Source organism: Sinomonas sp. P47F7 (assembly GCF_049332655.1).
In the GTDB taxonomy this organism is placed as follows: domain Bacteria; phylum Actinomycetota; class Actinomycetes; order Actinomycetales; family Micrococcaceae; genus Sinomonas.
The window spans coordinates 4,263,221-4,284,813 of the sequence record NZ_CP186327.1; the positions used below are offsets into that span (position 1 = coordinate 4,263,221).

A 21,593-nucleotide genomic window follows, 5' to 3' on the forward strand; every position below is an offset into this window, starting at 1 on the left:
AATTCAGCGCCGGTGGGCGTGCTGCACCGCGTGCCGGATCGGGGCGTTCGGCGCGCCGAAGCCGTCGTAGCCGCCGATCCGCTGAACGACCTCGAAGAACACGCTCCCCACCGTGGCCGTGTAGAAGTGCAGGAACTCGCCGTCGGCGTCGCGGTCGTACAGGAGGTCGAGCTCGCGAAGCGTCGCGAGGAACTCGGGGTCGAGGCCGTACCGGGCGTCGAGGTCCTCGTAGTAGTTCTCGGGGATCGCGAGGAACGGCAGCTCCCGGGCGCGGCACGCCTTCGCCGTGGCCACGAGGTCCGGGACGATGATCGCGATGTGCTCCTGGAACGTGTCCCGCACCGTGCCTCGCACGCTGTCGGCCTGCACCCACGGCGCGAGGTTGAGCGCGAGCCGAACCGAGCGGTCCTCAGTCTGCATGACCTGAGAGCGCACGAGCCCCGCGGGGCTCGACACGTCCTGCGACGGCTGCGGGCTCAGCGCCAAAACCGACGAATAGAACAGGACAGCCTCGTCGTAGTGCTGCCACGGCTGCGCCAAGTTGATGTGGTCAATCCGCGCAACCTCCGCACTTTCAGGTGCGCCCCCCAAAGGCGACCCGCCAGGAGCCACGGAACCGAACTCCTCGACCCACAGCGCGTCCTGGCACAGGAACACCTCGGTCCCGTCGGGCGCCTGGACCGCCTGCAGCACCTCCTCGTTCGCCTGCGAGGTCCGCGCCACCGGCACCGCCTTGAGCTGCACCGCGCGGGCGACGGCGGCCACCGAGTTCTCGACGTCGAAGCCGAGCGCGGAAATCCCCGGTTCGACGCCGCGGGCCTGCTGCCGGTTGAGCACGATCCGCGCGTCGCCGAGCGTCCACAGGCTCACGGGCTTGGTGCGGTGCTCGCCGCGCGGCTCGAAGCCTAGCTGGCCGAGCAGGCGCTCGAGCTCGGCGGTCGCCGCTCCCCCGTCCGCCGCCTTGATCTCGGCGAAGTTGAGGCCCGACGGCGGCGCGACCTGCGGGAGCGTCGTGAGCGGCATCGCGTAGGCGCGCGACGCCTGGGCGAGCTGGGCGGGCGAGGGGGCACCGCCGGCTGCTTCTGCGGCGGACGCCGCCAAGTGCTGCGCCGTGCGCTCCTCGAGCCAGATGAGCGAGCGCATCGCGTCGACGGCCGTGCGCTCCACGTCGGACTGCCGGAACGTGTCGTTGAAGACCTCGAGCGAGACCGGCCCGCTGTAGCCGGTCCGGGCAACGTGGCCAAGGAACTTGGGCAGGTCGAACTGCCCCTCCCCCGGGAACACGCGGTAGTGACGGCTCCAGCTGAGCACGTCGAGGGAGAGCTTCGGGGCGTCCGCCACCTGGACGAAGAAGATCTTCTCCCCGGGGATCCCCTCGATCGGCGCGGTGTCCCAGCCGCGCGAAAGGATGTGGAACGTGTCGAGGCAGGTCCCGAGGTTCGGATGGTTGGCGTCGTCGACGATCCGCCATGCGTGCTCGAAGTCGTTGACGTACGTGCCCCACGCGAGGGCCTCGTACGCGACCTTGACGCCGTGGTCGGCCGCCAGTTCCGCGAGACCGTGGAGCTGCGCGGAGCGCAAGGCATCGTCATCGATGCTCGCGGTCGCGACGTTGCTGCACACGAGGATCGTGTCGATGCCGAGCCGGCCCATGAGCTTGAACTTCGCCTCGGCGCGGCGCAGGTTGGCCCGGTAGAGCTCGTCCGGCACGGAGTCGAAGTCCCGGAACGGCTGGTACAGATCGAGCCCGAGGCCAAGATCGTCGGCGAGACGACGCACGTCCTCGGGGCTCAGCGGCGACGTGACGAGGTCGGTTTCGAAGATCTCCACCCCGCCGAACCCCGCCTTCGCGGCCGCACGGAGCTTCTCCTCGAGCGTCCCGGACAGGCAGACGGTCGCGATCCCGGTGCGCATCAGGCGGCCCCCGCGGCACCAGCGAACGCGGATGCCGCGCCCTGCTCTGACGCAGCCTCGAGCTCGATGAGCTCGAGGAAGTGTGCGCGCATCCGTTCAGCATCGGGCTCGATCCCGGTGAAGATGCGGAACGCGTCGACGGCCTGGCCCACGGCCATGCGCCCGCCGTCGAGCACGCGGCACCCGGCCGCTCGGGCGTCCCGCACGAGCTGCGTCTCGATCGGCCGGTACACAATGTCCGCGACCCATTGCCGCGATTCGAGCAGCGACGTATCGAACGGCGTGCCCGGGTGCGCGGCCATCCCCACCGGGGTGCAATGGACGACGCCGTCCGCAGCCTCGAGCAGCGAAGCGAGCTCCGCCGTCGTGCGCCCCTCGACGGACGCGCGGGGAAAGAGCGAGGCGAGTTCGGCGGCGCGGTCCGCCGCGCGCGCGTGGTCGACGTCGACGATGCTCAGGTGCCCGACCCCGGCAGTCAGCAGAGCGTAGGCGACGGCGGAGCCCGCGCCGCCCGCACCGAGCTGGACGACGCGGCCCAGCTCCGCGCCAGGGAGCCCCGAGCGGAACGCGTGCAGGAAGCCCGACCAGTCCGTGTTGTGCCCCACCGTGGTGCCGTCCTGGCGGATGACGACCGTGTTGACGGCGCCGAGGCGAGCGGCGTCGTCGTCGATCTCGTCGAGGTGCCCGATGACGAGCTGCTTGCACGGGTGCGTGATGTTGAGGCCGTTGAAGCCGAGGTTGCGCGCGGCGCGGACCAGCTCGCCCACGCTGGCGGCGGGGAGGCCCAGGGCCGTGAGGTCGACGGGCCGGTACAGGTAGAGGAGGCCGTGCTCGGCGCCCTCTCGCTCGTGCATGGCCGGGGTCAGGGACGGCGTGACGCCGTCGCCGATCAGGCCGATCAGATAGGACTCGTGGGTGAGGCTCAAGGGGAATTCCTTCTGCGGGTCGCGGGGATAAGCGGAGGTCTAGTGCCGGGGCAGGCGGGCCGCGAGTTCCTCGGCGGTCTCACGGAGGGCGGGAACCTGGTCCACGAGCTCTTCGGCGGTCATGCGGACGGTCGGCGCGGAGCACGCAATCGCCGCGATCGCGCGCCCGTCGTGGTCGAGCACGGGCACGGCGACGGCGCGCATGCCCACCTCGTTCTCCTCGTCCATGAGCGCGTAGCCCAGCGTCCGGATGCGTTCGATCTCGGCGCGGAACTCATCGCGGTCCGTGATCGACTTGGGTGCGACCGGCACGAGCTCGAGCGTGTCGACGAGCCTCGCGCTCTCCCCCGGTTCCGCGAACGCGACGAGGGCCTTCCCGACCGCCGAGCAGTGCAGGTAGCCGCGGTAGCCGGGGTCGCTCGTGACGCGGAAGGCCTTGGGGCCGTCGACCTTCGCGACGGTGAGGAAGCGATCCTCGTCCTGGACGGCGAGAATGCTCGCTTCCTGGGTCTTCTCGGTGAGCCGCGTGAGCACGGGAGTGGCCGTGCCCGCGTAGCCGAGGCTGTTGGAGACGTAGAGGCCGAGCTGGAAGACGCGCAGGCCGAGGCTGTACTTCTTCCCCTCGGGTTCGAAGTCCACGAACCCGGCGCGCTGCAGGGACTGGAGGAGCCGGTAGGCCGTGCTGAACGGCAGGTCCGCTCGGCGCGAGAGATCCGCCGCCGTCGTGGCGCCCGGGGCGTCGCCGAGCATGACGAGCAGGCTCAGGGCCTTGCCGACCATGTCGGTTTTTGCGATGCCCGCCTTAGCGGGCTTCTCGGTGAGGATCTCATCGCCGGTGATCGAGGTCATACGTCGATAGTGGCACAGTTTCCACATTGTGGCAACGCTCACCAGATTGTGGAAATTGATCTTGACTTGTGAGCCAAGGCACAGGATCATCGTTTGTATCGCGAAAGCGACTTCCACGATGCGGTTACGTTTCGGATCGCACCGACCACCAAGCAGGAGCCATGACCACACGACGCTGTGTACGGATCGCCGTCGCCGGGTCCGGACTGATCGGCCAGGAGCACATCGGCCGGATCGCCGGCAACCCTGAGACCGAGCTCAGCGGCATCGTCGATCCCGCCCCGGCCGCCCGCGAGGTCGCCGATCGGTACGGCGTTCCCCTCTTCGGGAGCCTCACCGAGCTCTTCGCGGCCCAGCGCCCGGACGGCGTGATCCTCGCGACCCCCAACCGCTTCCATGTGTCCGGCGGACTCGAGTGCGTCGACGCCGGCGTGCCCGTCCTCGTGGAGAAGCCCATCGCCGAAACGGCCGACGACGCCGAGCGGCTCGTCGCTGCTGCCGAGGCCGCGGGCGTTCCGCTCCTCGTGGGACACCACCGAAGGCACAGCCCGCTCCTCGCGGAGGCCGGCCGGATCATCGGCGAGGGCGGGCTGGGAGCGGTGGTCGCCGTCGTCGGGACCGCACTGTTCCGGAAGCCCGACGATTACTTCGACGTCGGGCCCTGGCGGAAGCAGCCGGGCGGCGGTCCGATCCTCATCAACCTCATCCACGAGGCGGACGATCTGCGCGCCCTGTGCGGGGAGATCGTGCGAGTGCAGGCCACGGCGTCGAACACCGCGCGCGGCTTCGAGGTCGAGGACACCGTCGCGATGACGCTCACGTTCGCAAGCGGGGCGCTCGGCACGTTCATGCTCTCGGACGCTGCGGCCGCCGTGGCCTCGTGGGAGCAGACGTCGCGCGAGAACCCGGCCTATTCACACGCCGACGACGAGGACTGCTACCTCATCGCCGGCACCCGCGGCTCGCTCGGCATCCCCACGATGCGCCTCCGGACCTACGCCGGCGACGCCTCATGGTGGGAGCCCTTCGAAAGCCGCACAGCCGCCGTCGAGCGCCACGATCCGCTCGCCGCACAGCTCGCGCACTTCGCCGCCGTCGTGCGCGGAGAAGCCGAGCCCCTCGTCACCGGATGGGACGGACTCCAGTCCCTCCGCGTCGTCGAAGCCGTCCTCGAGGCCGCACGCACGGGCGGCGCCGTCGAGGTGCCCGCCCCGCCCGTCCGAACCCCCTCCGCACGAACCCAACCCACCCGAACCCCGTCCGCCCCCGCTGCATCGACGCAGAACTAAAGGAATCCCCCATGACCACAGCATCCGCTGCCCCGCAGAAGACCCCGGTTCGCGCCGCGATCGCGAGCTGGGTGGGAAGTGCCCTCGAGTACTACGACTTCTTCATCTACGGCACCGCCGCCGCCCTCGTGTTCAACAAGATCTTCTTCCCGAACGCGGCGCCCGGCGTGGACATCCTGCTCTCCATGGCGACGTTCGGCGTCGGCTACGTGGCCCGGCCCATCGGCGCGTTCTTCATGGGCCACTGGGGTGACAAGTTCGGCCGCAAGAACGTGCTCATCGGCACCGTTCTGCTCATGGGCATCTCGACGTTCCTCGTGGGCTGCCTGCCCACGTACACGCAGATCGGCGTGTGGGCCCCCGTCTTCCTCGTGGCACTCCGTCTCCTCCAGGGCTTCTCCGCCTCCGGCGAGCAGTCCGGCGGCACGTCGATGTCGCTCGAGCACTCCCCCGACAACCGCCGCGGCTTCTTCACGAGCTTCACGCTCGCCGGCACGCAGTTCGGCCAGGTCATTGCGGCCGCCGTCTTCATTCCGGTCTCCGCGCTCCCGAACGACCAGCTGCTCTCGTGGGGCTGGCGCGTCCCGTTCTGGATCTCCGCTCTCGTGGTGATCGCCGGCCTGATCATCCGTGCCCGCCTCACCGAGACGCCCGTCTTCAAGGAGGAGGCCGCGACCCAGGAAGTCGCCAAGGCGCCGCTCGCGATCCTGTTCCGACACCACTGGAAGGCCGTGATCCGCGTGGCCCTCTGCGCGCTCGTCTCGACGGTCTCGACCATCTACGGCGTGTACGCCCTCGCGTTCGCGACGAGCACGGTCCACCTCGACAAGGGCACCATGCTCTGGGTCGGTGTCACGACGAACCTGCTCTCGCTCGTCACGATCCCGCTGTGGGCCCTCCTCGCGGACAAGATCGGCCGCAAGCCCGTGTTCATCATCGGCGTGCTCGGCTCGGGCTCGGCCATGTTCCTCTACATGCCGGCGATCGTCAGCGGGAACTACGCGGCCATCTTCGGGGTCGCGATCCTCATGTCCGGCATCCTCTACATGGCCGAGAACGGGATCTTCCCGGCGTTCTTCTCCGAGATGTTCCCCACCAAGGTCCGCCTCTCCGGCATGGCCATCGGCACCCAGGTCGGCTTCGCCATCGCGGGCTTCGCGCCGACCATCACGGCGGCGATCGCTGGCAAGGGCGCCGACGGCTGGGTTCCCGTGGCGTGGTTCACGATCATCGCGTGCCTCATCGCGGCCGGCGCGGCGCTCACCGCCAAGGAGACCGCGCACAAGACGCTCGCGCAGATCGACGCCGAGGCGGAGGCCATCCACGCTGCCTCGGCCGCGCCGAAGGTTGCCACCGCGCAGTAAGCCTGTGCTTCTGCGGCAGCGCCGTCAGGTTCGTCCGCTCCCGCGGGCGAGTCTGGCGGCGCCGTGTTTAACTAGCCCATGACCAGCGTGATGGACGAGGGGGCGCCGTGAACCGATTTGATGTCGTCACGCGCCTGGCCGCTCCACCGGAACGCGTCTTCGAAGCCTCGCTCGATGTCGAGACCCATCTGGGCTCCATGGCCGATTCGGGGGAACGTGCGGTCGGGGGCGTTACCGCTGGCCAGCTGAAGCTCGGCGACTCGGTGACATGGCGGGCGACTCACTTCGGGATCCAGTGGCGGATGCGCGTACTCATCACCGCGTGCGAGGCCCCCAACTTCTTCGTCGACGAGCAGGTGCGCGGGCCATTTAGGCGCTGGCATCACGCCCACTATTTCGAGAACGACGGCGCGAGCGGCACAGTGATGCGCGACGTCGTCGAATTCGCGGCCCCGCTCGGCCCCCTCGGCGCCATTGCGGAGGCAGCCGTGCTCAATCGCTACATGCCGAAACTCATTCTGCAGCGGAACGAGTACCTGAAGGCCAGCTTAGAAACCAGGTGATGCCGGCTACTACCGGGAAACGGGCCGAGGGCGGCCATCCGGCTGCCCTCAGGTGCTCATTCGGCTTCCCTCAGCACGTCCGGCAGTTCCTCGACGAAAACCGTCTGGGGTGGCTCGTAGTAGATGACCAGAACCTCGTCACCCACATTGAACACACTGGTCCTGTCGAAGGGGTGCGCGTGGAAGGCGCTCGTGCCGCCGCGGAAAGGCAACATGACCTCTCCGACCGTGCCCGGCCCTATCCGCCCGGTCACCCGTCCGATCTTGCCGGTAAGGCTACGGTCAACGTCCTTGTGCATCGGGTTCGTTACGCATCGGGAGCCTTGGTGGGACGCGCCGGCGTCACTTTGCCGTTCTTGAGCGCCCCGGTGATCGAAGGCAGGAAATTGCCCACTTGGGCCAGAATCCCACCCACCATGCTATTGAGCCCTTCTCCGCCATTCAGGACCGTCAGCTGATCAACATGGGCAAAGGGCTCGGCAGCCGCCGCCACAATCGCAGGCATGTTCTCCGCAAGCTGCTGGGAGATCACCGCTTCCTGGTTGGTCCCGAGCGCCTCAGCGCGCGCCTTGATGCCGTCCGCCTCCGCCAATGACTTCGCCTTCACAGCGGAGGCCGCGGCATCACCGCGAGCCTTCGTGGCAGCCGCCTCGGCTTCACCCGTGATCTTTGTGGCCCCCGCCATGGCCGCCGCAGCGTTGGCGTTGGCCTGGGCTTCGACCTCCACCTTGCGGGCATTCGCCTGGGCCTCGAGTTCCGTGCGGCGTGCCCGTGCCTCGGATGCGCTGATATCGGCGGCCTTTTGGGCTTCCGCCTCCGTGCGCAGGGCGTAAGCCTTGGCATCGGCGGGCTTGCGAACGGACGTCTGCAGCTTCTGCTCCTCGCGATCGGCCTCCAGCTTCGCTACCTCAGTTTCCTGGACCACGACTTTCTGCCGCGCCGTGGCATCGGCCAGCGGACCCGCTTGGGCAGCGTTGGCCCGAGCAGTCTCCGCATTGGCCTGGGCCGCCGATTGCCTAATCGCGGAAAGGCTCTGGGCATCGGCAATCTGCGCCGCGGCTTCGGCCTCCTTTTCCGCGGCTTCGCGGTTCCTCGTGGCCTCGGCGATTCGGGCCTCCATCTTGACCTGGGCAATATGCGGTTTGGCGAGGTTTTGGATGTAGCCCGTGGGGTCCTGAAGATCCTTTATCTGGAGGGAATCAACCACGAGGCCAAGCTTTTCCATTTCCGTGCCACTGGCACTGCGGACCAAGGAAGCGAGTTTGTCGCGCTCACGGATGATTTCTTCCATGGTCATGCTGCCAATGATCGAGCGCAGGTGACCTTCAAAAACGTTGTAGACCTGGCTCTCCATTTTGGGCTGCTGCCCGAGAAACCTCCTCGCGGCGTTCGCGATGAAAGGCGCAGCGTCACCGATCTTGTAGATCACCACGCCCTCCACAATCACCTGAATACCTTGCGAGGTCACGCAGTTGACCTGGAGCTCTGTTTCGTTCAGTGTCAGGGACAAAGTCCTGACCGTTTGGAGCCCGGGAACTACCAGGGCGCCCTTCCCGGTGACGATTTTGAAGTCCATGCCATCCCTGGTGTCCACACTTCCCCGGGTCAGGCCGGAAATGATCAACGCCTCGTTCGGTTCCGCCACCTTCCACATCAATTTGATGAGCAGCCTCACGACGGCAACGGCGACGACTACGCCCACTACAGTCACAAGAATCGGGACGTAGACCAACGGATCGAACATTGACTGTCCTTTCAACGGCAAGCACTCAAGCGGCTCCTGTAGTCAGTCTGCTGCGCTGTGATCCAGCAGTCCAGCAACTCGCGTGCAAAGCGCTGGGCTCCGCCATCTCCAAGCATGCGCTTCCGGCATCGGTGTCCGCGCCTCAGGCCGCACACGCACGTCCGCAGCGGCAGCGCCCGTAGAGTCTACCGATATCTACATGCGTCTAGCGTTTCGCTATACTCAAGTAGATTTTGGTACAGAAGGACGTGACATGGACCCAGTACGCAATCCGTACTCGCCGGGGGCGGGCCGTCAGCCGGCCGCCTTGGTGGGGCGCGACGCTCCCCGCTCGAGCTGGCGCGTTGCCTTGGAGCGCATCGAGCGGGGGAGGTCCTCGCAGCCGTTCGTACTCTACGGACTTCGGGGCGTCGGAAAGACCGTATTGCTGTCCAACTTCCGTCGGGCGGCCGCCGAACGCGGCTGGATCACCGCCCAGGTCGAGGCGGGAGCTGGTAAGTCGCTCAGGGAATCGCTCGGGGAGACGCTGCACGCCCCGCTGGCCGATCTTGCAAGGCCCTCTGCCGGTAGGCGCCTGCTCATCGCGCTGAGGACAGCCCTGAGTTTCAAAGCCTCGTACGACGCGAACGGCATATGGAACTTCGGCCTTGAAGCGGCCTCGGCCCCGGGAGGCGGAGCGGACACCGGAGTGCTGGAAACTGACCTCCGGAAGCTCGTCCACGACCTCGCGGCAGCGGCCGAGGAAGAGGGCGTTGGGCTGGCGATACTGATCGACGAGGCGCAGGACCTCGCCGAGGAGGAACTTGTCGCAATCTGCGCGATCGCCCATGCCGCGGCGCAGGACGAATGGAGAGTTCTGTTCGCCTTCGCGGGCCTGCCGAGCCTGCCGCGCGTGCTCGCCGAAGCCAAGTCCTACGCGGAGCGATTCCTGTACGAGCGAATCGAGGAACTCCACGGAGACGCTGCGTCCGAAGCGCTCACCGACCCCGCCGCCTCGGAGAACGTCCGGTGGGAGCCGAGTGCAGTCAAGCTCATTGTTGAGGAATCGGCCGGGTACCCGTACTTCCTCCAGCAGTTCGGGCAGGACACGTGGAACGCTGCCCTGGAGGCGGCCATAACGTACGACGATGCCCGCGTCGGAGCCGCAGCCGGACGGGCCACTCTGGACAACGGGTTCTTCCGCGCCCGTTGGGACCGCGCGACTCCGTCAGAGAAGAACTACCTCCGCGCCATGGCCGACGACGGAGACGCAGGAAGTTCCTCGGGGACAATCGCCGCCCGTCTCGGTCGGAAGCCTGCAAGCTTCGGGCCGCTTCGCGCCAATCTCATTGCCAAAGGTCTCGTCTACGCCCCTGAACACGGCATCGTCGCGTTCACGGTGCCAGGAATGGCGGGATTCATCGCAAGGCAGCCGAGCACCGACTGAGCAGATACCTCGCGTGCAGGGTCGCCGTGCCCAGGCACTCAGCCTCGCATTCGGACCTGTGGGGTTAGAGGACCCGTCCCTCGAGAATCTCCCGCAGGGTCTCAAGGTCGCCCTGGACCGCGGCGGCGTCCGCGGCGAAGGCCTCATCCGTGACTCCGGGGGCGCGGCAGAGATGGAAGACCGCGAGGCTGTACTCGCCGTCCTGAAGAATCCTGAACTGGTTGAGCACCGCCTCGCCGCGGGGAAGGACCACCTCGTGGTCGAGGATGCCAGAGCTGGCATCGCCCACAAACCGAACCTCGACGGCGCCCATCGGCGACCGCGCGAGCCATCTCCCGCCGTCGTTCTCGATGCCTGCGGCGAGCCCAGCGGCCCAGCGCGGCAGGTTCACCGGGTCGCCGGCGAAATTGACGACGGCGCGCGGCGGCACCGCGATTTCAACGTCCAGATGGCGGAATTTAGACATGGGACGAGCGTATGCCGCGTGGAGTGGTCCGGCCCACGCCCGCACGCGCGGGTCCCTGGACTTGGCGGCCCAGCGCAGCGAGAGCACGAGAGCGTCGCTCGGCGGTTGCAGCAACGTATTGACTTGTTGCAGAAACGATGTCACTCTGATGAGGTCGCTGTGATGGCGACCACAGCTCGAACGGCGAACAAGGAGGTTCCGATGACGACCATTGCCGAAATCGCTCAGGCAGCAGGCGTCTCGAAGTCCACCGTGTCGCGCTCGTTCACTCGCCCCGACTCGGTCAACGCCGAGACCCGGGAGCGCATCCTCGCCGTCGCCACCGAGCTCGGCTACAACCCGGCACCGCCGAAGGCCGAGGCCACCGGAACCATCGCGCTGTTCATCCCGGACATCGCCAACCCCTACTACCCGCCGCTCGTGAAGGCGATCCAGGCCGCGTGCCGCCGCCAATCGTTCTCGCTGCTCGTCGTCGACGGCGAGGACGATCCCGAGGCCGACGCCGAGGAGCTTGAGCGGATCATCGGGCGCGTCGACGGCGCGCTCGTCTTTGCCCCGCGCATGGATGCCGAGCGTCTCCGCGCACTCGACGCCGTCTCCCCAGTGGTCCTCATCAACCACGTCGCGGAGGGGCTGCCCGCCGTCGTCCTTTCGGCTCCGGAAGGCGCGCGCCAAGCCGTCGAGCACCTTGCCGCGCTCGGCCACCGCAGCATCGCGTACCTCGCGAGCCGGGAGGACAACTACTCGAGCCGGGTGCGCCTCGCCGCCGCGGAGGAGGCCGCCGACCACCTCGGCTGCACGCTCGTCGTGCTCACGCACGCGGAGCCGACGTACGCCGCCGGAGTGCGCGCCGCGGACCTCGTCCTCGCCGAGCCCGTCACCGCCGTCATCGCCCACAACGATCTCATGGCGTTCGGCTGCATCAACCGCCTCGCGGACCGCGGGGTCAAGGCGGGAAGCGACATGAGCGTCATCGGCTTCGACGACATCTGGCTCGCGTCCGCCTCTCGCCCCGCGCTGACCACCGTCAACACCCCCTACGAACGCGGGGGCGCCGTTGCCCTCCGCCTGCTGACCGAGCGGATCGCTGATCCGGCCCGCCCGGCCAACACGGTCCACCTCTCGGGGGACCTCATCGTGCGCGCCAGCACCGCGCCCGCCCCAGCCCTCGTGGGCTGAAGCCCCCTTCCTCCGTTTCACACTTCACCTGTCCGCACCGAAAGGCGAGCCATGGCCAAGTTCAGCGGGATCGTCGATCCCGACGTCACGACCCTCGAGGAGCAGGAGCGCCGCCTCAAGCGCGCCCGCAAGGCGGCCCTCGCGGCCTTCCTCGGCGGCGCCCTCGAGTACTACGACTTCTTCGTCTACGCGACAGCAGCGTCGCTCGTGTTCTCGAAGATCTTCTTCCCCTCGGGCAACCCGACCGTCGCCCTCATCTCATCCTTCGCGACGTTCGGCGTGGCCTACGTCGCCCGGCCGTTCGGCGCGGTCTTCTTCGGCCACTTGGGCGATCGCATCGGACGCAAGAACACCCTCGTCCTCACGCTCGTGCTCATGGGCGGGGCGACGTTCCTCATTGGCGCGCTCCCGGACTTCCACGCCGCCGGTTACGTCGCACCGATCCTCCTCGTGGTGCTGCGCCTCCTCCAGGGCCTCTCGGCTGGGGCGGAGACCGCTGGCGCGTCCGCGCTGACCATGGAGGAATCGCCCGTGGGCCGGCGCGCGTTCTTCCCCTCGTTCGCGATGAGCGGCATCTCCACGGGCATCGTGCTCGCCTCGCTCGTGTTCCTCCCGGTGGCCGCGATGGGCGAGGCCGACCGCCTCGCGTGGGGCTGGCGCATCCCGTTCTGGAGCTCGATCATCGTGCTCATCGTGGCCTACGTCGTGCGGCGCTCGCTCGAGGAGCCCGAGGTCTTCGAGGAGAAGGCCGAGCAGCACGACCTGGTCAAGCTGCCCGTCGCGGACATGTTCAAGACGCACACTCCGCAGTTCCTCCAGGTCGCCCTCATGTCCTTCGAGACCGTGACGAACACGTTCATGCAGTCCTTCGGACTCGCGTACGCCGTCTCGGTGGGCATCCCGACGTCGACCATGCTGTGGGTGAGCATCCTCGGCAACGTCGTCGCGATCGCCACGCAGCCCCTCGCGGCGATGCTCGCCGACCGCTTCGGCCGGAAGCCGCTCTTCATCTCCGGGATCATCGGCTCGGGCATCCTGATCTTCATCTACTTCTCGTCGATCTCGACGAAGAACGTTCCGCTCGTCTTCCTCACGAGCACGCTCATCACCGCCGGCACCTACGCGATGTCGAACGCCATCTACCCGGCCTGGTTCGCGGAGCTCTTCAACGTCCGCGTCCGCTACTCCGGCATGGCGATCGGCCTCCAGATCGGCATCCTGTGCGCCGGCTTCACGCCGCTGCTCGGCACCGCGCTGGTCGGGAGCGTCCCGTCCAACTGGGGCCCGGCCGCCTGGATCGTGGCAGGCTCCTCTGTCCTCGCGCTCATCGGCGCCATCTGGGCCCGCGAGACATTCCGCACGCCGATCCACGAGCTCGGCAACAAGGTCCGCGGCTCGAAGTAGAGAATTGCCAGGCCAGGGACCCCGCAACCGGGTGCCAGGGACCCCGCAACGCATGCTGGTGTTGCGGGGTCCCGTCCCCCGCGTTGCGGGGTCTCGTCCCCTACGGGATGTCCAGGATCTCGCTCCGGATGAGGAAGCGCTTGCCCTCGGGCGCCTCGAGCGAGAACCCGCTCCCACGGCCAATCACGACGTCGACCGTGAGGTGCGTGTGCGACCAGTACGCGAACTGCTCCTTCGACATCCAGAACCCCAGTTCGCCGCGCCCGGGGAGGTCGAAGACGCCGAGCTGCTCGTCGGCGTCGCCCGTGAGGAACTCCCCCGCGGGGTAGCACATGGGCGCGGAGCCGTCGCAGCAGCCGCCGGACTGGTGAAACATGAGCGGTCCATGCCGCTCCCACAGCTCGTCGAGCAGCTCCGCGGCCGCCGCGGTCAGCGCGACCCGCGAGAAGTCCTCCCGCGGGCGCACCGGCCGGGCGCTGAGCGCCGGGGCTCGGGATGTGTCCATCAGTACCTGATCACCACACGGCCGTCGATCTTCGCGTGGTGCATCTCGTCGAAGACCTGGTTGATCTCCTCGAGGTCCCGCGTGTGGAACGTCGGGTGGATCTGGCCGCGCGCGTAGAACTCGAGCGCCTCAACCATGTCCTGCCGTGTGCCCACGATCGATCCGCGGATCGTGAGGCCCTTGAGCACGATGTCGAAGATCGGCGCCGGGAAGTCCCCCGGCGGGAGGCCGTTGAAGACGATCGTGCCGCCGCGGCGCGCCATCCCGATCGCCTGACCGAACGCGGCCGGGTGGACGGCGGTCACGAGGATGCCGTGCGCCCCGCCGGTCGCCGCCTGAATGGCCGACGCCGGGTCCTCGGCGAATGCGTTGACCGTCACCTCGGCGCCGTGCTTGCGGGCGAGGGCGAGCTTCTCGTCGGCGACGTCGACGGCGGCGACACGCATCCCCATCGCGACGGCGTACTGTACGGCGATGTGCCCGAGCCCGCCGATGCCGGAGATCACGACCCACTGTCCCGGCCGGACCTCGGTCTGCTTGAGGCCCTTGTACACCGTGACGCCGGCGCACAGGACGGGCGCGATCTCGTACGGGTCGGAGCCCTCGGGGATGCGCGCGGCGAACTTGGTGTCGACGAGCATGTACTGCCCGAACGAGCCATCCACGCCGTACCCGCCGTTGGACTGCTGCTCACACAGCGTCTCCCAGCCGGTGCGGCAGAACTCGCAGGTTCCGCACGCGCTCCACAGCCAGGCGTTGCCCACGACGTCGCCCACCGCCAGATCTGTCACGCCCTCGCCGAGCGCCACCACCGTGCCGACTCCCTCGTGCCCCGGAACAAGCGGAAGCTTGGGCTTGACGGGCCAATCGCCCTTCGCGGCGTGGAGGTCGGTGTGGCACACGCCGCTCGCGATGAGCTTCACGAGCGCCTGCCCTGGGCCGGGCGTGGGGATCTCGAGCTCGTCGACGCTGAGCTCTTGGTCGAAGGCGTGGACGACAGCGGCTTTGAAGGTGTTCGTCATGGTCATGCTCCTTTGCATGGTCGGGCGGGAGGGTGGGGTTGGGTGAGGTAGCGGCGCAGATTCCGACCGGAATTGCCTGCGGCGGTGCGGCGATTCGCTGCGACACGCGGCACGATTCCGGGTTTGGCCGCCAATCATGGTCGGAATCCATTGGCGGCGGGATGGACGACGGCGGCCCAGCGGACGACGGCGGCCCAGCGCACGACGGCGGCGCCCACCCGCCGTCGTCCGCTCGCCTCGGTTCTGGCCTAGAAGGCGGGGCCTAGAAGAACCCGAGCTTGTTCTCGCTGTAGCTGACCAGGAGGTTCTTGGTCTGCTGGTAGTGCTCGAGCATCATGAGGTGGGTCTCGCGGCCGATGCCGGAGGACTTGTAGCCGCCGAACGCGGCGTGCGCGGGGTAGGCGTGATAGTTGTTCACCCATACGCGCCCGGCCTGGATCTCGCGGCCCGCGCGGTACGCGACGTTGCCGTTGCGGCTCCAGACGCCGGCGCCGAGGCCGTAGAGGGTGTCGTTGGCGATCTCGAGGGCCTCGTCGTAGTCGGCGAACTTCGCGACCGAGACGACCGGGCCGAAGATCTCCTCCTGGAAGATCCGCATCGTGTTGGTGCCCTCGAAGATGGTCGGCTCGACGTAGAAGCCGCCCGCGAGCTCGCCCGGGAGCTCGGCGCGCTTGCCGCCCGTGAGGACCTTCGCGCCCTCGGCCTTGCCGATCTCGATGTAGGAGAGGATCTTCTCGAGCTGGTCGTTCGAGGCCTGCGCGCCGATCATCGTCTCGGTGTCGAGCGGGTTGCCCTGCTTGATCTTCTTGGTCCGCTCGACGACGTCGCCGAGGAACTTCTCGTAGATGCCCTCCTGGACGAGCGCGCGCGACGGGCACGTGCAGACCTCGCCCTGGTTGAGCGCGAAGAGCGTGAAGCCTTCCTGGGCCTTGTCGTAGAAGGCGTCGTCGGCGTCGGCCACGTCGTCGAAGAAGAGGTTCGGGCTCTTGCCGCCGAGCTCGAGCGTCACCGGGATGAGGTTCTGCGAGGCGTACTGCATGATGAGGCGGCCCGTGGTGGTCTCCCCGGTGAACGCGATCTTGCGGATGCGCGGGCTCGACGCGAGGGGCTTGCCCGCCTCGACGCCGAAGCCGTTGACGATGTTGAGCACGCCGGCCGGGAGGAGGTCCTGGATGAGCTCGGCGAGGACGAGGATGCTCGCCGAGGTCTGCTCCGCGGGCTTGAGGACCACCGCGTTGCCCGCCGCGAGCGCGGGGGCCAGCTTCCACGTGGCCATGAGGAGCGGGAAGTTCCACGGGATGATCTGGCCGACGACGCCGAGCGGCTCGTGGAAGTGGTACGCCGTGGTCGTCTCGTCGATCTGGGAGAGCGAGCCCTCCTGGGCGCGGATGGCGCCGGCGTAGTAGCGGAAATGGTCGACGGCGAGCGGCAGGTCCGCGGCGAGCGTCTCACGGACGGGCTTGCCGTTGTCCCACGTCTCGGCGACGGCGAGAAGCTCGAGGTTCTCCTCGATGCGGTCCGCGATGCGGTGGAGGATGAGCGCGCGCTCCGCGACCGAGGTCTTGCCCCAGCCGGGGGCGGCCTTGTGCGCGGCATCGAGGGCGAGCTCGACGTCCGCGGCCTGCGAGCGGGCGACCTCGCAGAACACCTGCCCCGTGACCGGGGTGACGTTGTCGAAGTACTGGCCCGCGACCGGGGCCACCCACTCGCCGCCGATGAAGTTCTCGTACCGGTCCTTGAAGGTGACCTTGCTGCCCTCGGTGCCCGGCTGCGCGTAGACGGTCATGGCGACTCCTTTGTCTCTGGTTCCCTTGCGGGGCCGGTGGTGCCGGCGTTGCGACGAGCGTAGAAGTCTGTGGGTTGCGGCGTGGTTGCAGTGGTGTGGTCCGGGTCACAGATTTGGCACTCGAAGCGTTGACAGGACCGCCCGCTGAGCGCGCAATGATGCTGAGGCCGCACCCCGCGAGGTTCCCGCCGCCACCCGCTCTGCCTGGCGGCCTCTGACGGATTCTCTGAACCGGAGGTAAGCACAATGGGTTCGTTAGCATTCCCCTCTCCTGTCCTTCCCGGCAAGGAGGCGGCGCCCGCCGAGGTCGGCGCGAAGCTGGCCGAGCATCCTGGGCTGCAGGACTTCCTGGCCAACGGCACCCTGAGCCTGGTCCGCGTGTACCAGATGACGACGCCCATGGGGGACGTGGTCACCACCTATCAGGAGGCAGACTCGATCGAACGCTCCTTCCAAAGTCAAATCGAGGACCCCTCCGAGGTAGCGCAACTGCTGCGCGAGCACATCAAGAACGCCCACGGCATCGACCTCGCGGAAGCCTCAGCCCCAGAAGGCGAGCAGTGGCTCGAGTATTCGGAGCCCGGCGGACCGCGGCACCCCGGCCTGGGGTTCTCGGTGCCGATCCAGCCGGGGAAGACCGATCTGCTGCGCGCTCTCAGCGGCGAGACTTCCGGCGCCCAGAAGGAAGGGTGGGAGGCCCTCAACCGAGATCTTGGGGTCACGCTGCATCGCGCGTACATCATCGCGACCCCGATGGGCGACTTCGCGAGCGTCTACTTCGAGGCGCCCGATCCTGCCGAAACCAACCGACAGTTCGCGGCCCACGCGTCCGAGTTCGCGACCTACTTCAAGAGCCAGGCAGGCGAGGCTTTCGGCATCGACTTCAGCGATCCTCTGCCGCCGGTCACGACCGTCTTCGAGGCGGTGAGGACCAAGGAGACAGCCTGAGGGCTTACAGGACCGGGGCGGCCTCGCGATCGTGGTCGCTCGACCGCCAGCCCCTGCGGTGAAGCCGCTCGACGCCGTCGAGCATGAGGTCGATCCCGAATTCGAACTCGAACTGGTCGTCGCAGCCGGGGCCCACGACGCTGCCCGGGTCGTGGGCGCGGCTTGTTGCGACCGCCACGATTCCGGGGAACGTGGCCATCATGTACTGCGCCTGTTCGGGCGTGAGGTCCGCGGGCGCCGTCGGGCTCGTTTCGTGGAGCTCTTGGGTGAAGCCGAAGACCCGGCTGCCCAGTGCGTGCATGACGTGGTGCACCAGGTCGGCGGAGATTCCCCCCGCGAGAAAGGTGCGGATCATCGAGTCGGTGTACGCGAGGACGATCGGCGTCGGGGCGGCCTGGGCCTCCATGACGCGCCTCGCCCACGGGTGCCGCAGCATGACGGCGCGGGCGGACAGGATCCGCCGCCGCACGGCCGCCTTCCAGTCCGCGCCCTCCCGAGGGGGATCGATCTCGCTCACGACGGCGTCGACCATTCCGTCGAGGAGCTCCTCCTTGTTGGCGACGTGCTTGTAGAGCGCCATCGGCACCACGCCCAGCGCCTGCGCCAGCTTGCGCATGCTGATGGCCTCTAGGCCTGCTTCATCGGCGAGGGCGACGGCGGTGCGGAGCACCCGCTCGCGGCTGAGCGGCTGCCGCTGCGCGCCGTCGTTCGTCGTCGTCACGACCCACTCCCTTGAACCCTGCAACACCGTGATTGACAAGTGTACGTCGTACACCTATCGTCAGTCCACGAGAGGTGTACGCCGTACACCTAGGACAAGGAACGGGATTGACATGGCCCCCACTCGGCGCAGCGCTATCGTCATCGGCGCCCTCTACCTCACCACCCACGTCACGTCGGTCGCGGGGCTCGCGCTCTACGGCCCCGTGCTCGCGAGCACCGCCTACGCGGACTATCTGGCGGGTCCGGGCGTGGGCGGGCGGGCGCTCGCCGGCGGATTCCTCGAGGTGGTCCTCAGCCTCGCGATTGTCGGCACCGGGGTCGCGTTCTTCCCCGTGATCAAGCGGGTCAACGAGGGAATGGCCCTCGGCTACGCGGGGCTGCGCACGCTCGAGGCAGCGATCATCGCGGTCGGGGTCACGCCACTCGTGGCGGCGGTCAGCCTCGTTCAGTCGCCAGGCGGGGCGGGGCGGAACGCCGATCTCGTCCAGACCCTCGCGTCGCTCCACAACTGGACGTTCCTGATCGGGCCGAGCTTCGTCTGCGGCGTCAATACCGTGGTGCTCGCAGCCGTCCTGCTCCGCTCCGGCCTCGTGCCGCGCTTCATTCCCCTCCTCGGGCTCGCCGGCGGCCCACTCGTGTTCGCCTCGGGCCTGGCCCAGATGTTCGGGCTTCTGCCGCAGGCCTCGCCCATCGCGGCGCTCGCCGCCATTCCGGTCTTCGCGTGGGAAGTCAGCCTCGCGCTGTTCCTCGTGATCCGCGGGTTCCGGGAGCCCGCGGCCGGGCCCGAGCGCACGCCCGCGCCTGGAGCCGCCGAAGTCACGGCGCCTTGACAACGTCCCCGTCGGCCACGATGAGCCTCAGCGAATCCCCTCCGTCGAGCACCCCCATGTCGGCGAGCGGGTCGCCGTCGACCGCGATCAGATCGGCGCGGGCGCCCTCCCTGATGATGCCCGCGCGGCCCTCCTCGGCCACGATCTCCGCGCCGACGAGCGTCGCGGAACGGATCACGTCGAGCGGTTCCTGGACCCGCGCCCGCAGCGCGAACTCCTCGAGCTGGATCGCGAGGCCCTCGCCATGGAGGTCCGTTCCGTAGCCGATCTTGACCCCGGCCGCGGCGGCCCGCGAGACGGACTCGAGCCCGCGTTCGAAGATGTCCTCGACCGCGGCCCGCTTGGACGCGTCGAGCCCATGGCCGGTCCGGCCGGACAGGATCGCCCAATACGTGGCGAGCGTCGGGACGTAATAGGCCCCGGTCTCGCGAAAGAGCTCAAGGCACTCGTCGTCGAGCAGGTTTCCGTGCTCAATGGTCCGCACGCCGAGGCGGAGGGCCCGGGAAACAGCCTGGGCCGTGTAGACGTGCGCCGCGATGTAGCGGTGGGCGAGGTGCGCCTCGTCCACCGCCGCGAGCACTTCGGCGTCCGAGAAACCGAGCGCCTCGATGCGCATCTTCGAGACCACGCCGCCCGAGAGCGTGAGCTTCGCGTGGTCGGCGCCATCGCGGAACTCGGCGCGGAGGGCTCGGCGGAGCTCGACCTCCCCATCACACACCCGCGTGAGGACGTGGCCGCCGGTGGGCGCGAAGATCGGCCCACCGGCCTTGAGACGCGGTCCGGTGACGAGCCGCTCCTCGACCGCGCGGGCGAGCCCCATGTCCGCCCCGCCCATGTCCCGCACCATCGTGAACCCGCGCAGCAGCATCTCGTGCATCACGAGGGCCGACCTGGCGGCGTGGTAGCTCGGCGTCCAGGAGAGGATCTCCCCGAAGTCGCCCGAGGCCTGGGTCACGTGGACATGGGCGTCGATGAGGCCGGGCAGGACGGTCAGGCCTGCGAGCGAGATCTCGGCGGAATCGGGGACGGTGCGGGTCGAGACAGAGATCTCTTCGACGAGCCCGCCGCGCGTGACGATCGTGCGGGGCGTCCCGACGTCGCCCGTCTCCGGGTCGAGGATCCGCGCATCCCGGAGGACGATCGCGGAGGGCGCCTTTGCGGCGCCCGGCTCCCTACGGACGCCCACGGTCTCCGCTCGCTTCCCGCTCTGCGCTGCCTCCGCGGACCACTACGCCGCCCCGCTCGGCGACCGCCGCACCCGCGGCGATGTCCTCGAGTGAGCGCCCGCGCGTCGAGATTCCGAGCGCGAGGACGACGACGGCGGCGCCGCCGAGAACGACCATGATCATCGCGAACACGCCCGCGAAGCCGAGGGACGAGAAGGCCACACCGATGAGGATCGGCGCGACGATCCCGCCGATCCGCCCGACGGCCGAGGCCGTGCCCATGCCCGTTGCACGGAGCTCGGTCCCGTAGACCTCGGGCGTGTACGCGTAGAGGCCCGCGTAGCAGCCGTTCATGAAGAACGAGAGGCACGAGCCCCACACGACGACCATCGCCTCGGACGGTGCCTGCGAGAGGAGCAGGGCCGAGGCCGCGCCGCCCGCGAGGTAGGCCGCGATCGTGATGCGGCGGCTGAACCGCTCGTTGAGGTAGGACGCGCTGTAGTAGCCGGGGATCTGGGCGATCGTCATGATGAGCGAGAGGGTGAAGCTGCTCGCAATGGGCATGCCGCGGCCCACGAGGAGCGAGGGGATCCACGTGAAGAATCCGTAGAAGGAGAACGTGACCGCGATCCAGAGGAGCCACAGGACGGCCGTTCGCCGCGCGTTGCCGTGCCTCCAGAGGTCGGCGTGGCGGAAGAGCGTGGGCCGCTTGAGGGCGGACGACGGCGGCGTGTCCCCGAGCGCTTCCACCGGGCCGCGGGCCGTGCGCACGAGCTTCCCGTTCTCGAGCCCGTCCACGATGAGGGTCGCCTCGGCCGCGCGGCCGCGCGTGAGGAGCCAGCGCGGCGACTCGGGAAGGGCACGCCGCCACCACAGCAGCATGAGGATCGGAACGGCGGTCACGAGCTGGCTGATGCGCCAGCCGTCGTGCAGGCCGGCGACGAGGGTCGTGCCGATGAAGGCCGCGCAGATGTAGCCGAACGCGAAGAAGCCCGCGACGGCGCCCACGAAGAGCCCTCGGCGGGCCTTGGGGATGAACTCGGCGATGAACGTCGGGATGATCGCCGATTCGGCCCCGATCCCGATGCCCGCGATGACGCGCATCGAGAAGAAGAATTCCCAGTTCTGGGAGGTCGCCGCGACGGCCGAGGCGATCGCGTAGAGCGCAAGGGCGTACATCATGACGCGGCGGCGCCCGATGCGGTCCCCGAGCACTCCGGCGGCGATCGAGCCGATGAAGATGCCGATGAGCAGCGAGCTGCCGATGAGCCCCGTCTGGGCGCCGTCGAGGTGCCACAGGGGACGGATGATCGGCATGATGTAGGAGACGAGCGAGCCGTCCATGCCGTCGAACATGAGGCCGAGGCCGCCGATGAGGGCGAGTCTCAGGTGGGGGCGCCCGACCGGCATGTCGTCCATGCGGGCCAGGAGGGATCGGGTGCTTTCCGGGGCCATGGGAGGCCTTCCTATCGTCGTTGATATGGATCTG

The 21,593-nt window shown here is 68.4% G+C and carries 20 protein-coding genes; 8 read left to right on the top strand and 12 right to left on the bottom strand.

Annotated elements, in window-relative coordinates:
- Positions 1 to 3: 3 nt before the first annotated feature.
- The 3 genes from ACOKR1_RS19905 to ACOKR1_RS19915 are packed head-to-tail and all read right to left on the bottom strand — an operon-like array spanning position 4 to position 3,689.
- The gene (locus ACOKR1_RS19905) at positions 4 to 1,914 is read right to left on the bottom strand and encodes a bifunctional sugar phosphate isomerase/epimerase/4-hydroxyphenylpyruvate dioxygenase family protein (RefSeq protein ID WP_422934612.1); all 1,911 of its coding nucleotides are present in this window, start codon (positions 1,912 to 1,914) and stop codon (positions 4 to 6) included.
- Positions 1,914 to 2,840, bottom strand: a complete 927-nt coding sequence (locus tag ACOKR1_RS19910) for a shikimate dehydrogenase (RefSeq protein WP_422934613.1) — start codon at positions 2,838 to 2,840, stop codon at positions 1,914 to 1,916. The genes ACOKR1_RS19905 and ACOKR1_RS19910 overlap by 1 nt, the downstream gene beginning before the upstream one ends.
- 39 nt (positions 2,841 to 2,879) lie before the next feature.
- A complete protein-coding gene (locus ACOKR1_RS19915) occupies positions 2,880 to 3,689 on the bottom strand; it encodes an IclR family transcriptional regulator (protein ID WP_422934614.1) in 810 nt (269 codons plus the stop codon).
- A 161-nt stretch (positions 3,690 to 3,850) separates the two neighbouring features.
- Here ACOKR1_RS19915 and ACOKR1_RS19920 point away from each other — a divergent pair, with 161 nt between their 5' ends.
- From ACOKR1_RS19920 to ACOKR1_RS19930, 3 genes are all read left to right on the top strand, one after another.
- Positions 3,851 to 4,978: a Gfo/Idh/MocA family protein gene (locus ACOKR1_RS19920; RefSeq protein WP_422934615.1), complete on the top strand. Its 1,128-nt coding sequence runs from the start codon at positions 3,851 to 3,853 to the stop codon at positions 4,976 to 4,978.
- An 11-nt stretch (positions 4,979 to 4,989) separates the two neighbouring features.
- The gene (locus ACOKR1_RS19925; protein WP_422934616.1) at positions 4,990 to 6,342 is read left to right on the top strand and encodes an MFS transporter; all 1,353 of its coding nucleotides are present in this window, start codon (positions 4,990 to 4,992) and stop codon (positions 6,340 to 6,342) included.
- A gap of 107 nt (positions 6,343 to 6,449) precedes the next feature.
- Positions 6,450 to 6,905, top strand: coding sequence for an SRPBCC family protein (locus tag ACOKR1_RS19930; protein ID WP_422934617.1), 456 nt, complete (start codon positions 6,450 to 6,452; stop codon positions 6,903 to 6,905).
- Positions 6,906 to 6,961: 56 nt separating this feature from the next.
- Here ACOKR1_RS19930 and ACOKR1_RS19935 read toward each other — a convergent pair whose 3' ends face one another.
- A complete protein-coding gene (locus ACOKR1_RS19935; RefSeq protein ID WP_422934618.1) occupies positions 6,962 to 7,204 on the bottom strand; it encodes a hypothetical protein in 243 nt (80 codons plus the stop codon).
- Between the two features lie 8 nt (positions 7,205 to 7,212).
- Complete coding sequence (locus ACOKR1_RS19940; RefSeq protein ID WP_422934619.1) at positions 7,213 to 8,649, bottom strand: flotillin family protein; 1,437 nt, start codon at positions 8,647 to 8,649, stop codon at positions 7,213 to 7,215.
- A 253-nt stretch (positions 8,650 to 8,902) separates the two neighbouring features.
- On the opposite strand from ACOKR1_RS19940, the gene ACOKR1_RS19945 reads away from it, so the two are divergent.
- On the top strand, positions 8,903 to 10,075 hold the full coding sequence (locus ACOKR1_RS19945; protein ID WP_422934620.1) for an AAA family ATPase: 1,173 nt from the start codon (positions 8,903 to 8,905) through the stop codon (positions 10,073 to 10,075).
- A gap of 64 nt (positions 10,076 to 10,139) precedes the next feature.
- On the opposite strand, the gene ACOKR1_RS19950 is transcribed toward ACOKR1_RS19945, so the two are convergent.
- The gene (locus tag ACOKR1_RS19950) at positions 10,140 to 10,541 is read right to left on the bottom strand and encodes an SRPBCC family protein (RefSeq protein WP_422934621.1); all 402 of its coding nucleotides are present in this window, start codon (positions 10,539 to 10,541) and stop codon (positions 10,140 to 10,142) included.
- A 201-nt stretch (positions 10,542 to 10,742) separates the two neighbouring features.
- On the opposite strand from ACOKR1_RS19950, the gene ACOKR1_RS19955 reads away from it, so the two are divergent.
- A complete protein-coding gene (locus ACOKR1_RS19955) occupies positions 10,743 to 11,720 on the top strand; it encodes a LacI family DNA-binding transcriptional regulator (RefSeq protein WP_415854527.1) in 978 nt (325 codons plus the stop codon).
- Positions 11,721 to 11,771: 51 nt separating this feature from the next.
- Entirely contained in the window at positions 11,772 to 13,124 is a 1,353-nt protein-coding gene (locus ACOKR1_RS19960) for an MFS transporter (protein WP_422934622.1), read from the top strand.
- A gap of 100 nt (positions 13,125 to 13,224) precedes the next feature.
- On the opposite strand, the gene ACOKR1_RS19965 is transcribed toward ACOKR1_RS19960, so the two are convergent.
- The 3 genes from ACOKR1_RS19965 to adh all read right to left on the bottom strand — a co-directional run bounded on the left by ACOKR1_RS19965 (position 13,225) and on the right by adh (position 16,437).
- On the bottom strand, positions 13,225 to 13,629 hold the full coding sequence (locus ACOKR1_RS19965; RefSeq protein ID WP_422934623.1) for a DUF779 domain-containing protein: 405 nt from the start codon (positions 13,627 to 13,629) through the stop codon (positions 13,225 to 13,227).
- The gene (gene adhP, locus ACOKR1_RS19970) at positions 13,629 to 14,651 is read right to left on the bottom strand and encodes an alcohol dehydrogenase AdhP (protein ID WP_422934624.1); all 1,023 of its coding nucleotides are present in this window, start codon (positions 14,649 to 14,651) and stop codon (positions 13,629 to 13,631) included. The genes ACOKR1_RS19965 and adhP overlap by 1 nt, the downstream gene beginning before the upstream one ends.
- Positions 14,652 to 14,913: 262 nt before the next feature.
- On the bottom strand, positions 14,914 to 16,437 hold the full coding sequence (gene adh / locus ACOKR1_RS19975; protein WP_422934625.1) for an aldehyde dehydrogenase: 1,524 nt from the start codon (positions 16,435 to 16,437) through the stop codon (positions 14,914 to 14,916).
- A 246-nt stretch (positions 16,438 to 16,683) separates the two neighbouring features.
- On the opposite strand from adh, the gene ACOKR1_RS19980 reads away from it, so the two are divergent.
- Complete coding sequence (locus ACOKR1_RS19980) at positions 16,684 to 17,385, top strand: hypothetical protein (protein WP_422934626.1); 702 nt, start codon at positions 16,684 to 16,686, stop codon at positions 17,383 to 17,385.
- 4 nt (positions 17,386 to 17,389) lie between these two features.
- On the opposite strand, the gene ACOKR1_RS19985 is transcribed toward ACOKR1_RS19980, so the two are convergent.
- Entirely contained in the window at positions 17,390 to 18,106 is a 717-nt protein-coding gene (locus tag ACOKR1_RS19985) for a TetR/AcrR family transcriptional regulator (RefSeq protein ID WP_422934627.1), read from the bottom strand.
- 112 nt (positions 18,107 to 18,218) lie between these two features.
- Here ACOKR1_RS19985 and ACOKR1_RS19990 point away from each other — a divergent pair, with 112 nt between their 5' ends.
- Complete coding sequence (locus ACOKR1_RS19990; protein WP_422934628.1) at positions 18,219 to 18,938, top strand: DUF4386 domain-containing protein; 720 nt, start codon at positions 18,219 to 18,221, stop codon at positions 18,936 to 18,938.
- On the opposite strand, the gene ACOKR1_RS19995 is transcribed toward ACOKR1_RS19990, so the two are convergent.
- A complete protein-coding gene (locus tag ACOKR1_RS19995) occupies positions 18,925 to 20,124 on the bottom strand; it encodes an amidohydrolase family protein (protein ID WP_422934629.1) in 1,200 nt (399 codons plus the stop codon). The genes ACOKR1_RS19990 and ACOKR1_RS19995 overlap by 14 nt on opposite strands.
- Positions 20,111 to 21,559, bottom strand: a complete 1,449-nt coding sequence (locus ACOKR1_RS20000; protein WP_422934630.1) for an MFS transporter — start codon at positions 21,557 to 21,559, stop codon at positions 20,111 to 20,113. The genes ACOKR1_RS19995 and ACOKR1_RS20000 overlap by 14 nt, the downstream gene beginning before the upstream one ends.
- Positions 21,560 to 21,593: the final 34 nt, after the last annotated feature.